Annotated in this window: 13 protein-coding genes; 2 read left to right on the forward strand and 11 right to left on the reverse strand. The window is 39.3% G+C overall.

What is annotated here, in order from left to right; all coding sequences use genetic code 11:
* Positions 1-58: 58 nt before the first annotated feature.
* The 6 genes from AAG807_RS06850 to AAG807_RS06875 form a co-directional block, all read right to left on the reverse strand.
* On the reverse strand, positions 59-1,036 hold the full coding sequence (locus tag AAG807_RS06850; protein WP_341901858.1) for a hypothetical protein: 978 nt from the start codon (positions 1,034-1,036) through the stop codon (positions 59-61).
* 130 nt (positions 1,037-1,166) lie between these two features.
* Positions 1,167-2,183 carry a glycosyltransferase family 2 protein gene (locus AAG807_RS06855; RefSeq protein WP_341901860.1) on the reverse strand — a complete coding sequence of 339 codons (1,017 nt, stop codon included), beginning with the start codon at positions 2,181-2,183 and terminating at the stop codon, positions 1,167-1,169.
* Entirely contained in the window at positions 2,180-3,085 is a 906-nt protein-coding gene (locus AAG807_RS06860; RefSeq protein ID WP_341901862.1) for a DapH/DapD/GlmU-related protein, read from the reverse strand. The genes AAG807_RS06855 and AAG807_RS06860 overlap by 4 nt, the downstream gene beginning before the upstream one ends.
* 2 nt (positions 3,086-3,087) lie before the next feature.
* The gene (locus AAG807_RS06865) at positions 3,088-3,723 is read right to left on the reverse strand and encodes a PIG-L deacetylase family protein (protein ID WP_341901863.1); all 636 of its coding nucleotides are present in this window, start codon (positions 3,721-3,723) and stop codon (positions 3,088-3,090) included.
* Between the two features lie 31 nt (positions 3,724-3,754).
* Positions 3,755-4,861 carry a UDP-N-acetylglucosamine 2-epimerase (non-hydrolyzing) gene (gene wecB / locus AAG807_RS06870; RefSeq protein ID WP_341901864.1) on the reverse strand — a complete coding sequence of 369 codons (1,107 nt, stop codon included), beginning with the start codon at positions 4,859-4,861 and terminating at the stop codon, positions 3,755-3,757.
* On the reverse strand, positions 4,861-6,123 hold the full coding sequence (locus AAG807_RS06875; protein WP_341901865.1) for an O-antigen ligase family protein: 1,263 nt from the start codon (positions 6,121-6,123) through the stop codon (positions 4,861-4,863). The genes wecB and AAG807_RS06875 overlap by 1 nt, the downstream gene beginning before the upstream one ends.
* A gap of 140 nt (positions 6,124-6,263) precedes the next feature.
* Between AAG807_RS06875 and AAG807_RS06880 the strand changes: the two genes are divergently transcribed.
* Both AAG807_RS06880 and AAG807_RS06885 read left to right on the forward strand, forming a co-directional pair.
* Entirely contained in the window at positions 6,264-6,911 is a 648-nt protein-coding gene (locus tag AAG807_RS06880; RefSeq protein ID WP_341901867.1) for a hypothetical protein, read from the forward strand.
* A 55-nt stretch (positions 6,912-6,966) separates the two neighbouring features.
* On the forward strand, positions 6,967-7,650 hold the full coding sequence (locus AAG807_RS06885; RefSeq protein WP_341901868.1) for a hypothetical protein: 684 nt from the start codon (positions 6,967-6,969) through the stop codon (positions 7,648-7,650).
* A gap of 33 nt (positions 7,651-7,683) precedes the next feature.
* On the opposite strand, the gene AAG807_RS06890 is transcribed toward AAG807_RS06885, so the two are convergent.
* The 5 genes from AAG807_RS06890 to asnB all read right to left on the reverse strand — a co-directional run bounded on the left by AAG807_RS06890 (position 7,684) and on the right by asnB (position 13,433).
* Entirely contained in the window at positions 7,684-8,457 is a 774-nt protein-coding gene (locus AAG807_RS06890) for an AglZ/HisF2 family acetamidino modification protein (RefSeq protein WP_341901870.1), read from the reverse strand.
* On the reverse strand, positions 8,457-9,074 hold the full coding sequence (gene hisH / locus AAG807_RS06895) for an imidazole glycerol phosphate synthase subunit HisH (protein WP_341901872.1): 618 nt from the start codon (positions 9,072-9,074) through the stop codon (positions 8,457-8,459). Before hisH ends, AAG807_RS06890 begins: the two co-directional genes overlap by 1 nt.
* Positions 9,075-9,134: 60 nt before the next feature.
* Positions 9,135-10,412 carry an oligosaccharide flippase family protein gene (locus AAG807_RS06900; RefSeq protein ID WP_341901873.1) on the reverse strand — a complete coding sequence of 426 codons (1,278 nt, stop codon included), beginning with the start codon at positions 10,410-10,412 and terminating at the stop codon, positions 9,135-9,137.
* A gap of 91 nt (positions 10,413-10,503) precedes the next feature.
* The gene (locus tag AAG807_RS06905) at positions 10,504-11,607 is read right to left on the reverse strand and encodes a glycosyltransferase family 4 protein (protein ID WP_341901875.1); all 1,104 of its coding nucleotides are present in this window, start codon (positions 11,605-11,607) and stop codon (positions 10,504-10,506) included.
* A 26-nt stretch (positions 11,608-11,633) separates the two neighbouring features.
* Positions 11,634-13,433: an asparagine synthase (glutamine-hydrolyzing) gene (gene asnB / locus AAG807_RS06910; protein WP_341901876.1), complete on the reverse strand. Its 1,800-nt coding sequence runs from the start codon at positions 13,431-13,433 to the stop codon at positions 11,634-11,636.
* Positions 13,434-13,439 lie beyond the last annotated feature (6 nt).

Genomic DNA, 13,439 nt, shown 5'->3' on the forward strand with positions numbered 1-13,439 from the left:
AAATTAAAAAACAAAGGGACACTTTACAGCATCCCTTTGTTTTTTAATTTTGATTTTTCTATTCGTAACCGGCTGAGATAAACGCCAAACGAGCAGCAGGATTTGGTTCTGCCCAGGAAGCTCCCCCATCCGTTGTATGAAACACTCGATTAGAACTAATTCCCCAAGCATCAAAGTAATCGTAAGAACTTACCATAGCAAGTCCTGCAGCGCTATTGGGCTGAAAAAAAGAAATACTTCCTCCTCCTTTGTATATACTTCCGGAACCAGTTACGTTAGTGATATACCAACAGACATCAGTACTAAATGTTTGATCTACCCATTTAGGCACCGTTGGAGTAGAAACAGTTGTCCACGTATTTGTCACAAGATCATATTTTACGAGTCTCTGGCTTACACTTCCGCTACTTGGAGAATATTGCTGTATTCCCCATGCAAAGGTATTATTGGGATCACCGGCATTCAACCGATTCAGAGAACTCATTGTTCCAAGATAATACCAAGAAAGTCCGCCATCAAGGGTAATAAACGGAATACCACTTCCTCCGATACCAATAGCAGTACTGCCGGAGATTGCAGAAATTGAGTATAAACCAGCAGCAGGATTAGGCTCAGACCAAGAAGTCCCGTTCCATTTGTAGATGTGTGTATTACTAATTCCCCAAACACCACCACCTTGAGTAGAAACATCTATCCAATCCAATCCGGCTGCAGAATTTGGCATAAACCAAGAACTTCCATTCCACTTCCAAACCTGTCTGTTAGATGTAATTCCCCAAACAGCGGCAGCTTTATTATGACCGTTTGTTTCTCCGTTCAAATGTTTTTTCACTTCCTCAGGATCGGCCTGTGGTCGGGAACTCATGTAATCGATTGCAGCCTGACTCATTTTCTGCTTAAAGGCTCTGTCCAAAAACTGTTCTGTTGTTAAATCTGATTGCGGAACATCTGATTTTTTGTTCAACGCACGGTCTTCTACTTTATGGCAGGAAGCCATCAAAAGGAGGAGAAGACAAAATTCAATTTTTCTTTTCATAATCCAAATAAATAGTGTTTAAATGCAGATGAAAATAATTATTCCGTTCATCCTTTCCTATTAAAAGAATAAGAAATAACAAAAAAAAAGAAATACGTTATTTTGAAAATAAAAGCCAACTGATATTCTACTATCGGGACATTTTTTTGTACCTGTCGCCCGGTTTCCGGTTCGCAACTAAAAAGGTCATTATTCCCTTTAAATATCCCCAACCATAACTGATATGTAATATTGGAAAGATGATGAAAATCCGATTGAATTCAGTGATACTTTCTGCAATTTTGCCCGTCACCAAAAGCCCCAATAAAATGTAAATTCCCAAGAAAGACAAGCCAATGAATCCAATCAAGGAGTTTATCAAAAACAAGAATGGGATCAGCATCAAAAACAACACGAATAATGGCGGAACCAATTGCCGAAGTGTCGTAACAGCTTTGTGTTTCTTATTCACGTACACTTTCCAATACCCGTATTGCATGAATTGTTTCCACAATTGTGAAATGCTTCCTCTCACATAATATTTCAAAGCGATGTCATTGTTGTAGAGAATCTTTCCACCTGCTTTGATAACGCGGAAATTGAAATCATCGTCCTGATTACGGATCAGCTCTTCATCGAAATAACCGATCTTTTCAAAGACCCAAGCAGGATACATTGGAGTTCCAACCGTATCGACGAACCCGGATTCATGGAGTGTCCTGAAATTACCCAGACCCATACCAAATGAAGTACCCATTGCCTGAGCAATCATTTTGCTTTCCTTGTTCAGGTAAACATTCGTCACTTTTCCACCGACACACCAGATATTGCTGTCGTTCTGAAGACTTTCAATGGCTTTTTTCAGGTAATTTGGACTCACAATTTGTCGGGCTCCGATAATCTGGTAAAAATCCGCGTCCTTTGTAGCGTAAATTCCCAAATTAAAGGCATAAGGCGTCAGTTGCTTTTCATTCCGAATAATCTGTAATTCCGAATATTTTTTCTGAAGCGATTCAAGCAGTTCAAGTGTACCATCATTGCTTATTCCATCCACTACATTGACGATCAATCTGCTGTCAACCGGTAAATCCGATGCGTAGATTGCGTCTATGCACTCCTCAATATTCCGGATTTCATTTCTACAGGGAATAACAACTGCGATTTTCATTTTTTCTCAAACGGTTTAGCCGGATTCCCTGCAACAACGCTATTGGCGCTTACATTCTTAACAACCACACTTCCCAGTCCAACCAAGGCGTTATCTTCAATACTTAATTTCTGTCTTATTGAAGCGGATGGGGAAATCCATACATTCTCTCCTATCTCCACACTTCCTGCTATCATTGCATTGGCAATAATCAGACTATTCTTACCAATTTTCACTCCATGAGCGATATGAACCAGGTTGTCCACTTTCACATTCTCTTCCAACAAGGTAGAACCCATCACTGCGCGATCAATGCATACATTGTTTCCAATCTCCACATGATCCTTTAAAACCACATTTCCAATATGCGGCATTAATTCGTATTCATTCTCATCATTCAGTTCATATCCAAAACCCACTCCGCCAATTGTGTTATTGGATCCGATCTGGCAATTATCCCCGATGATGGTCCCGGATTTTATAACCGTATTTGCACCTATCGAAACCTGATTTCCCAATACACACGATTTTTCAATCACCACATTCGCCGCAATATTCACTGAATTTTGATGAAAGCTGACAGAAGGATCAATAATTGCGGATGGATGAATGAAGCCATACGGTGGTTTTTCCGCGAAGAATTCACGCAACACTTTTAGGAATGCACTTCTTGGTTTTTCAACCGGAATCAGGTTGATCTGATTCAGCTGACTCTGAAATTCATTGTAAACAGCACTACTTACAATAACAGCACCTCCAGGCAAGGTCGCCAATAATTCAGCATTCTTGTCCGAGCACCAACCCAGCGATTTCTCATCAAAATCTGCATCCGTAATCGAACGGACATGTGCAATTTCCTGATTTGGATCTGAACTGGATCCGGAGCTATTCAGCAACTCGATCACCTGACTTAGAACTATCATATTCAATCAATTATCCAACGAACAATATTGAATGCTTCTGCATATTTTGTTCCGATTTGAACGCCTCTTGTACGAGCTACGGATCTTAAAAAATCTTCATCCGAATACGGTCTGTGCGCCTGAGATTGATATTCATTCAACGCATTTACTTTTGTTTGAACATGACCTTCTGTCAAATGAACAAAACTTGAAGTGGTAAAGGACAAATTATTCCAAGGCAACTCATACGACAAAATAGACGAGAATTTAAAAGCCCGCAATCCTTCCGTTGCAATCGTAGCGTGATCCTGGTGCACGTCTTGTAAATCGGGCATAAAGATCAATTCGGGCTTCACATCTTGTCTGATCTTGATCAAGTCGTCCAAAATATCTTGTCTTCTATAACCGAATGTGCGAACGTCGTAATCAAACAACAGCAAATTCTCCGGTTTGATACCCAATACTTTTGTTGCAGCTTTCACCTCCGTAATTAATATATCAGACGGGAACTGTGGAAGAACAGACTGCTGACATGCAGAAAAAGCTGCATAGGTTACCTCATGTCCTTCCTCAATAAATTTTGCGATTGTTCCTCCGCATCCAAATTCACCATCATCCGTATGAGGCGCCAATACTAAAACTCTCTTTTTATTCTTCATGCTATTCTGTCTTCCTGATCTAGTTAATCTATTATGAAGTTACTCTAATAATTTCAATTGTTTTCTTTTGAAAAGACTTAATGACCTGAACCATTTGTTCAACAGATGTTCCGTTTCCAAAATAATCGATTCGATTTTCAGTCGGATTAAAATTCAAGACAGCCTCCTGAATCTTCGCTGAATCTGCTCCAACTAATCTATTCCAGCCATTTTCAATCGTTTCCACCCATTCTGTTTCATCCCGCAAGGTAATGCATGGAATCCCCAAAAAGAATGCTTCTTTTTGAACTCCTCCACTGTCTGTCAGAATCTTTTTCGCGGAAGCTTCCAAACGCACCATATCCAGGTAACCAATCGGTTCAATGATGGATATATTCTCAGAAACTTCAATTCCATACTCCTTCACATATTTCAGTGTCCGCGGATGTAACGGAAGGACTATTTTCTGTCCGGAATCATTCAATCCGGCAAAAATTGCTTTCAACCGTTGGATATCATTCGTGTTTTCTGCACGGTGGATGGTACATAACATGAATTGTTTTTCCTCCAGGTTCAAATCCCTTAAAATGGTACTTTTCTCCTGTGCAATCTTAGCGAAATGAAGGATTCCATCATACATCACGTCGCCAACTAAATGAACTCCTTTTGTAATTCCTTCGTTTTTCAGGTTATCAACGGCAGTTTGGGTGGGAACGAACAATAATTCAGAAACATGATCCGTCAAGATCCGATTTTGTTCTTCCGGCATCACTTTGTTAAAGCTTCTCAATCCTGCTTCCACGTGAATGACGGGAATCAATAGTTTGGATGCCGCCAAGGCCCCAGCCAGTGTGGAATTCGTATCACCATATACCAGTACAAAATCAGGTTTTTCCTCCACCAAAATTGCTTCAATGGCAGTCAACATGGCACCCGTCATGGCACCATGAGATCCGGAACCTACGTTCAAATGGTATTTCGGTTTCGGAATATCCAATTCTTCAAAGAACACTTCCGACATATTCGAATCATAATGCTGTCCGGTATGAACTAAAATTTCATTCACGGAATTTTTGAAAACAGCAGAAACGGCTGCAGCTTTAATAAACTGAGGACGGGCACCTAGAATGGTAATTATTTTCTGCTTTTTATCCTGCACTATTTCTTCTCTTTGAAATCACGCTTGTTTAATGAATCGTTAAAGATAACCATTATTAAAAGTGGAATCCAAAATGAATAAAATACAACTCCCGATTGACGCTGAAGCATGGATTCGAATAACATGTTAAAAGCAAGACCTGAAATCAAAAGAAGCAACAAGAAATTGCGGTATTTTATTGCGATATAAATACATGAAATGATTAAAGCCAACAAAACAAGCAATCCAAAAACTCCAATTTCAAGAGTGGTTTGCAAATACTGATTATGGGGATTCAAATCATCCTTCACCAGTTGGTAAAACCCGTATTTCTCCAAACGAGCGTAGAGATACTCATCTACATTTCCGGTACCTACTCCAAAAGGATGCTCCAATATCAATTCCGAAGTCACGGTCCACATTACCAATCGTTTTTGATTCCCGGGGATTGCCTCGTCTGCTACCCGTTTATTCAAAAATGCCTGCGGACTTGAAAGATATTCTGAAAGACCCTTTTTTGTCACGGCTACATCGTCTTTAATTCCAGGGAGTTTACTGAGTACTAAAAACAGTAACACAGGGCCAAGAACAGTAATGGAAAGCGCAATCCATTTACCCCATTTCTTGTAAATGTAGTAAACGACCAAGACTATTAAAACCATCCCCAAAAACAACATTCCGGCTAAACTCAAGCACAGGAAATAAAAGAAGGATGTTATTACGGAGTAACCAACTACCGCATAAATAGAAAATCCTTTCCACGATTTGCGATAACCAACCCAGGCTGCTGCTGTTGCAAAGAGTAAAAACCCGGAAAAATAACTGGGATGGTGAACAGGTGATATATAACTGGATGAAAAACAATAGAGCAACCAGGCATGTTTACCATAACAATTGCAAGAACTAACGATTCCAATTCCAATAACCACAAGTGTTCCGAGAATAAGTCCCATTACCGGCCACTGCAGTTTGATAGCAAATTTCGTTTTTATCGATAATAGCAAGGGAAGAACCAACAAAGCTAATTTGTACTCCGCATACTTTAATCCATTGGATAGCTCATGAGCAAAAAAGATTCCGATAAGATAAATGAGATAAAGGCTTATCAGAAGGATTCCTGGTGTGTTGAATTTCCAGCTTACTTCTTTTTTTACGTAGGCTGTAATAACCAGTACCAACAGCAAAAGAACCATGATGGTTGTCATTTTCGGAAACGCTACCGTTACGAATGAAAACAATCCCAAGTAAATAGAGAAAATTTGTCCGAAGTTAATCTGCTTCATGTTACGAATTTAGGAAATAAAAAGTTGTTGACTTAGACGATAACCAATTGTGCAGAATAAAATAACACCACTCAAAATACGTTTCTTATTCTCACGATAGTTTTATCTTTGTACCAATCAATCTCTGACAAAACAAATATATGTACCGAATCATACTTATCTTTTTCCTTTTTCAAAACATAAGTGGATATAGCCAGCGAATTTTCTCAGCAAGCGGAGTAGCTATTTCATTTCTTGACCACAATATGTTGTCACCATCGTATGGCGGTATAATTGTGCGACCTTCCATAAATCTGGGATTTGAAACAAAACAATGGAAACGCCTTTCCCTAACAACTGTAGCATCAAACTTCACAAGCGGTGGTAAAGGATCGAACAAAGAAGTTAGTCCTTATTATGGCTATAATAAAATGTTGTTCGATAACTACTCAATTGGTGTAACGGGAAACTATTACATGGTTAACAAAAAGACCCAGTTCTACTTCGGGATTGGTCCACGATTAGACTATGTTCGTTTAGAGGGGGGAAGTTATTTCGGATCGTCTGGAAATTCTTATGATCCTCAGTTTTTGCGTAAATACATATTTGGTGTTTCCGGAAGTATCGGGGTAAACTTTCAACTGGAAAATTTTATTCTGGGTATCAAATCCAATTATTATTACCGTCCATACTTGTATAAGAAAGGCTCTGAAGATTATTCTGGCAAAGCATTTCATTACATCCGTGACAATGTTTTCGATCTGCAACTTGTTTTCGGGTATACACTCGGTAAAAAGAAAGCCGATTGAGCGATTTTCAATGACCAAAAACTTTCAGAACTTATTCTCACTAAAAAAAACTCAGATGTACCGACTTTTAATCCTTCTATTCCTTTTTCATGTATCCACGGCCAAGAGCCAACGTATCTTCTCCGCAACCGGAATTTTGGGTTCATTTCTAGATATGAAAGCAACCGCCCCCGACGGTGGTTCATCATCCCTTTTTCCGGGAGGAATTTTCAAGCCATCCATCAGCCTTGGATTTGAAACAAACCAATGGAAACGGCTTTCCATAACTGCGGTAGTATCCAATTTTAGCAGTGGTGGTAAAGGAACTAATCAAACATATCTTGGCTTCTCAGAAATATTATTTAACAACACATCCCTTGGCCTAATTGGAAATTATTATATCGTGAATAAAAAGACCCAGTTTTACATCGGATTGGGACCAAGATTAGACTATATCCGATCAGAGCGTGACGTTTATAAGGAACTAAATGGAGACTCCTATTACCATCAATCATTATCTGTGTTAAAAGTTGGGATCACCGGATCCATCGGGGTAAACTTTCAGATTGACAATTTAATCTTAGGTATCAAATCCAATTATTATTATCGTTCGGCTCTGCTAAACAAAGATTTCAATACTGGAACTAATTTTAGTGGTCTTTCCAATCCTTATAAAAACATTACTATACGGGATTGCATTTTTGACCTGCAATTTGTAATCGGATACCGATTTGGTAAAAAGGATAAAGAGAGCAAATAAATCTTCTATTTCTAAAAAAGGGCTTGTTTCATTTTATTTCCTGTTTCTTGAAAAAAGCTGTTTTAACTCGATCTGACCAGGATAACTAATCAGCACTGCGCGGTGTTTTCCATGAAATACGAACATACTACCAGCCGCCACAGCAGAAGCCCCGGCCTGATTAATAGCCTTATCAAAATCATCAATGGTTGCTGCTCCTCCACATGCAATTACCGGAACCTGAACGGCAGCACATATTTTCGTGATCAAATCCAGATCATACCCTTTCATGGTTCCATCGCGGTCAATGGAATGGATCATGATTTCGCCAATACCAATCTTCTCCAGCTCTTTTGCAAATTCAACCGGGTCTTTCCTGGTGTTTGTCTTTCCACCTTCCGAAAATAACTCGTATTTCCCCCAGAAGTTCTTTTTCACATCCAAAGAAACGGCAATGGTTGAACTTCCGAATTGGTTCACCGCTTCTCTTACAAAATCCAGGTCTTTATATAGCTGAGAATTGATGATTACTTTCTCAATTCCGATCTTCAAAATAGCACGGATATCTTCCAATGTTTTAATTCCACCACCGTAAGCCAAAGGCATAAAACATTCTTCCGCTACTTCTTTCAGGAATTCAAGTGGAATGGGTCTAAGCTCCGGTGTTGCCAGGATATCCAGGAAAATCAACTCATCAACTTCCTTTTCATTGAAGATTCTAACTGCATTTAAAGGATCGCCGATGTATTTTGGATCGTTGAATTGAACGGTTTTAACCAAACCTGCATTTTTCAGCAGTAAAACGGGGATAACTCTTGGGATTGCCATTAGAAATTGGTCATAAAATTGGTCAATAGCTTCATGCCGTATTTGTGGCTTTTCTCCGGATGAAATTGAACACCCAGAATATTTCCTTTCTGAAAACCCGAATCGAATTCGTGGATGTAATTACTGGTTAAAATTACGTCTTCTTGATTGTTGCATCGAACATAATAGGAATGTACGAAGTAAAATTTGGGTTCCTCGTACATCTCTTTCAATACCGGAGAATTTCCTTTCTCAGAAACATATTCCCAACCCATATGTGGAATAGGAAATCTTTTTTCTGTTTTAGTACTGTCGAACTTAATGACTTCTGCATCTACCCAGGAAAGCCCTTTCAATGTTCCTTCTTCGCTCTTATTGGTAAACAAATGCATTCCCAAACAGATTCCCAAAATCGGTGTTTTCTCTTCAAGCACCTTCCTATTCAGCAATGGGATCAAACCCCTTTCTTCCAGGTTTTTCATTCCCTGGTCGAATGCTCCCACTCCGGGAAGAATCAATTTGGTTGCCGATTGAATGAGTTGCTGATCAGAGGTAATGACTGAATCGAATCCAATATGCTTCAGCATATTCTTAACGGAGCCCAAATTTCCCAAACCATAATCAACAATAACGATCATTCCATTCATTTAAGTCAGGTGAAAATTACCAAATCATTTTGGCACATTTACCGTATCGGGTCACAAAGTCTTTTCATCCACATGCTTAATCATCTGAATTGCCACACCAATAACAAAAATATAAAACAGGAATCTGGCTATACTAAATCCCCACAGCGCCGATTCCATGTCGTCGGAAAAAGCACGACCAATGAAAAAACCAGCCAAAATGATCAGTAAATGCAATAGGTCGTAATACAACAAGACTTTCTGCTTTTGTAAACGAATAAAAATAAAAGATAAAGATGACGACACGAACCATGCTGCCAACCAAAACACCATAATACGTGCAATGGGCATTAGTTCCAGCCATTTTTCACCCAATAAATTTGCAACAAATGAACTCGGTATGAGATAAACAATGACAACCGGAACCAAAGCGAGCAAAGCCAGATTCTTCGCAAATCGTTTATACATGTGCAGCAATTCTTCCTTTTTCCTTGTTTCGGCCAATTTAGAATAAAACACTTGTGAAAAAGAAATGGCAACGACCCCGAATCCAGCTGATAAATAAGTCATTGAAACTCCAATTACACCAACCATTTGCTCGCCAAAATAGACCAAAAATAACTGGAGATAAACGACGTTGATCAAATTCCCCAGAAATACACTTGGAGTACTGAAAAGAATGAATTTTTTATTTTCGCGCACGGTCTCCCGACTTATTGTATTGTCCAATAATTTCAGTGCTCTGCTATCCCGTTTCAGAAAAGTACGAACATAGAAAAATACAGCTCCTATAAATCCGGACAGCCTACCGATAATCAAACCGAAGACTCCTAAATTCATTACTCCAGCCAGCAATTTTACAGATTCAGAGGTACCGGTTTGAACGAGTTTTGCCCATGAAATAGTTGCAAATCTCCTCTTCCGGTTATTCCAATAAGAGAACAAGTCTGTCATGGAAAAGAAAATGATATAAACAGGAACTAAAAAGAGGTAATTGCTCATGCGTGGTTCTTCCAGGTAATCTGCAATCGAATTTCTAAATATCAGGACCAAAACACAGCTGATCAATGTAACAATCAGAACTATTTTCAAAGCTCCGAAAAACAAGTTGATGGCATTTCGTTCCCGCGATTGAAGAACAATCCCGTATTCCAGTTTACCGGAGGCAACAGATGAGAAAAGTTCGGAAAACGAAACGAAAATAGCTAAAAACCCAAAATCTGCCGGCGAATAATAGTAGCGTTGTAAGATTGGAAGAACAAAAAAAGGAATTAACTGGGAAAGCAGTGAACCGCTAAAAAGCACCAGGATGTTCCTTATGAAGTCTGACTCTCTAATTCGCTGAATCATGTTCCCTTTTCTTGCATAGATTATCCTGCGAAGTTAGGATAAAATGAATAGGAGATCGCATAAATAAGCAGTGCTCTCATCTTACTAATTTTCAGAGCTCAGCATATAAATTGAAAAGCTTCTTTTTTTCGATTCCCCAATTGTATTTTTCAAGGATTGCCATTCTTCCATTCTTACCCATCTCTTTGGCTGCTTCCGGATTACTCAGTAAATTTTGGATGGACGATGCCATTGCCTCGGGATTTGTCGGATCCACACAGACACCGCATTTATTGGAACTCACTATTTCTTCCCACAAAGGAAAATTCGAGCAAATTACCGGAATTCCTGCACTCATGTATTCAAACATCTTGATTGGCAGTGATTCCATGTGATTCGGTGTTGGCAACAAGGTTACCATTCCAATTTTAGACCGTTGGAATATCGATAAGAGTTCTTTTCTTCCCACATAACCATAAAATTCAACACGATTCCATGCTTGTTTCGATTTAATCTGTTCTTCCAATTCCGTATTCGAAAAATTGCCTGCCAGATTTAATCTAAGATTAGAAAGCAAAAGCAAAGTATCCATTAATTCCTGGATTCCGCGCACAACGGAAATTCCGCCCACATAGCAAATCTCCTCCTGTTTGTCATCCCAACTGGTTGGCTCCATTAATTCATTCATCAACGGATAATTACAGACATCGATCGTTCCAGGATGGATCTGTATAAAACGTTCGCGAATATGTGGTGTGGAAACGACAACTGCACTTAATCTACGAGCTACATAATTCTCGTATTTTTCAAAACACACGGAAATGAGTTTTCTGAATACTTTTGGAATCCAAAATTTTGCCATGATCTGACGAGGAACATCTTCATGTGCATCGTAGATTACTTTTTTCCCCTGGCGCTTCAGTTTTAATCCGAATCGAAGTAATTCAGGGTCGTGAAAATGATATATCTCTGCGTCTATCGATTTCGCCTTTTTATAGACCTCTCTCGTTGTAAATAACATCCGACCAATTCTACCTCTGGATTTAGATCCTGTATGCACTACTTTTACCGGTCCGTTTAATGATTCAGCAGGATAAGCAGAAACTAAAAAAACATCATACCCCTCTTCTGCAAGTGAATTACACTCTTTGTGGTATATTCGGATATCATCGGGTTTATGTGCCGAAGTAAAATGACAGACTTTTGGTTTATTCATCTAGTTCTTTTAAAGCAAGTTTCTTATTAATCCATTTGAACGTTATACGCAGATTCCCATTTCGCCAGATTGTATATTCTCCATCGCATCCGTTTATCCAGTTGGCTCAAATCCAGTTGGCTCAAATCTGCAATGGCATTCAGAATCACTGATTCCCGAATAACCTTTTCCATTTCTACAGCGTGTTTCTCTAACCACAGATTCTCGGGTGCATTGAAGCCCAATTTATTCTTTCGCCAAACCACTTCTTTCGGCAATAACCCTGACATGCCTTTTCGCAAGACATATTTTGTCCAGCCATCGTGAATTTTAGCTTCCGTTTCCATATTCAACGCAAATTCTACCACACGGTAGTCGATAAAGGGCAATCGCGCTTCCACCGAATGTTTCATGGAGTTTTTATCTTCATAGCGCAACAAATGGGGCAACTGGCTTCTTGTCAACTCCATTTTTTGCATTTTGCGAATATCCGAATAGCTTTCGGATACTTTTTTCAACGCTTCAGACTTATAATTTTCCAAATAAACCGGGCGAATGAATTTTGCTCGACGCTTCACTCTATTTAAACGGCTTTTGTAATTCCCAAAATAGAGCATGTATTTAATCGCTTCCAACATACTCAAACGCGAATTCTTTTTCGAGTTCAACAAAGCCTTGGGCCGTTCAATCCAGGGCAAACTGCGAATCAATGCCGGGTAATAGCGCTCATAACCAAGTAAAGTCTCATCACCTCCCTGACCGTCAAGCATCACAATACAATTATTTTTCCGCGCTTCTTTAAAAACGAAATACTGCATAAAAACAGATGGACTTCCGAAAGGTTCTTCCTGAGTATAGACCACTTCGTTCATATTGCTCTCAAAATCCTGATATCCGGGAACAACAGTTTTTAAATTCAAGTTCAAATGATCCGACACCAAAGTAGCATAAGCACTTTCATCTGTTGCTGCCTCTTCAGACTTGGCATGAATGGCATAAAATTGCTCCTGATAGTTGTAGTTTTTGCTAGCCAATGCCGCAACTGTACTTGAATCAAGTCCTCCACTCAGACAAGTTCCTACGCGAACATCCGAGCGCATTCGCAACTGAACGCTCTGCTCCAAAAGAGAGATGTAGTTTCCGATCGAATCCGTCTCTTTTACTTCCCCGTTTTGATCAGGCAGGTTATAAAATGACTCAATTTGGTAAGTGTTTTCAGTTAGATCGAATAGTAAGTTATGACCCGGAGTAAGCTTCACAACTCCTTTAAAGAAGGTCTCATCCGTTGCTTCCTCGATACCGGAAATAATGAAATCCAATGCAACCGGAAGATTGATAACCGGTGCCTCTTCTACCAATTGTTTGATCTCTGAACCAAAGCGGAATTCCTCCTCTGAAAGCGTATAATAAAATGGTTTTATTCCAAAGCGGTCGCGACTGCAAAACAGCAGATTCTTTTTCTTATCCAATAAAGCAAAAGACCACATTCCATTGAAACGTGTGACACATTCTTTTCCCCAAAAATCATACGCCGCCAAAATCACTTCCGTATCAGACTCTGATTGAAAAACATATCCTTCCTTCAGTAATACTTCACGTATTTCAATATAATTATAGACCTCACCATTAAAAACAATGGTATATAGTTCTTTCCAATGCATCGGTTGTGCACCCAATTCGGAAAGATCTAAAATAGCAAGTCTCCGATGTCCGAGCGCTACATTCTGATGACAAAAAATTCCTTCACCATCCGGACCACGATGCTCAATTGCATCATTCATCTTTCGAATGTCCTGTTCGGAGCTAATCGTTGTTTTTCTACATACAATTCCACTTATTCCACACATCTTGAA

Source organism: Fluviicola taffensis DSM 16823, assembly GCF_943372375.1.
In the GTDB taxonomy this organism is placed as follows: Bacteria; Bacteroidota; Bacteroidia; order Flavobacteriales_D; family Crocinitomicaceae; genus Fluviicola; species Fluviicola taffensis_A.

What these genes read in the sequence shown, in the direction of transcription:
- AAG807_RS06850 (WP_341901858.1), bottom strand. Translation starts at nt 1,036, where the DNA reads ATGAAAAGAAAAATTGAATTTTGTCTTCTCCTCCTTTTGATGGCTTCC.
- AAG807_RS06855 (WP_341901860.1), bottom strand. Translation starts at nt 2,183, where the DNA reads ATGAAAATCGCAGTTGTTATTCCCTGTAGAAATGAAATCCGGAATATT.
- AAG807_RS06860 (WP_341901862.1), bottom strand. Translation starts at nt 3,085, where the DNA reads ATGATAGTTCTAAGTCAGGTGATCGAGTTGCTGAATAGCTCCGGATCC.
- AAG807_RS06865 (WP_341901863.1), bottom strand. Translation starts at nt 3,723, where the DNA reads ATGAAGAATAAAAAGAGAGTTTTAGTATTGGCGCCTCATACGGATGAT.
- AAG807_RS06875 (WP_341901865.1), bottom strand. Translation starts at nt 6,123, where the DNA reads ATGAAGCAGATTAACTTCGGACAAATTTTCTCTATTTACTTGGGATTG.
- AAG807_RS06880 (WP_341901867.1), top strand. Translation starts at nt 6,264, where the DNA reads ATGTACCGAATCATACTTATCTTTTTCCTTTTTCAAAACATAAGTGGA.
- AAG807_RS06885 (WP_341901868.1), top strand. Translation starts at nt 6,967, where the DNA reads ATGTACCGACTTTTAATCCTTCTATTCCTTTTTCATGTATCCACGGCC.
- AAG807_RS06890 (WP_341901870.1), bottom strand. Translation starts at nt 8,457, where the DNA reads ATGGCAATCCCAAGAGTTATCCCCGTTTTACTGCTGAAAAATGCAGGT.
- hisH (WP_341901872.1), bottom strand. Translation starts at nt 9,074, where the DNA reads ATGATCGTTATTGTTGATTATGGTTTGGGAAATTTGGGCTCCGTTAAG.
- AAG807_RS06900 (WP_341901873.1), bottom strand. Translation starts at nt 10,412, where the DNA reads ATGATTCAGCGAATTAGAGAGTCAGACTTCATAAGGAACATCCTGGTG.
- AAG807_RS06905 (WP_341901875.1), bottom strand. Translation starts at nt 11,607, where the DNA reads ATGAATAAACCAAAAGTCTGTCATTTTACTTCGGCACATAAACCCGAT.
- asnB (WP_341901876.1), bottom strand. Translation starts at nt 13,433, where the DNA reads ATGTGTGGAATAAGTGGAATTGTATGTAGAAAAACAACGATTAGCTCC.